The following is a 392-nucleotide window of genomic DNA, read 5'->3' on the forward strand; positions in this document are numbered from 1 at the left end:
CTTCCACACCCAGCCTATCAACGTCCTGGTCTTGAACGACTCTTCAGGGGGCTCAAGGCCCCGGCAGATCTCATCTTGAAACGAGTTTCCCGCTTAGATGCTTTCAGCGGTTATCTCTTCCACACTTAGCTACTCGGCAATGCCACTGGCGTGACAACCGATACACCAGAGGTGTGTCCACTCCGGTCCTCTCGTACTAGGAGCAGGCTTCCTCAAATCTGCAGCGCCCACGGAAGATAGGGACCAAACTGTCTCACGACGTTTTAAACCCAGCTCACGTACCTCTTTAAATGGCGAACAGCCATACCCTTGGGACCGACTACAGCCCCAGGATGAGATGAGCCGACATCGAGGTGCCAAACACCGCCGTCGATATGAACTCTTGGGCGGTA

1 rRNA gene is annotated in these 392 nt (G+C 54.6%); it reads right to left on the bottom strand.

From position 1 onward, the window contains the following. Positions 1-392: ribosomal RNA gene (locus K8B81_RS20845) — 23S ribosomal RNA — on the bottom strand; the annotation flags it as partial.

Source organism: Flavobacterium hibisci (assembly GCF_020026925.1).
Lineage (GTDB): Bacteria > Bacteroidota > Bacteroidia > Flavobacteriales > Flavobacteriaceae > Flavobacterium > Flavobacterium hibisci.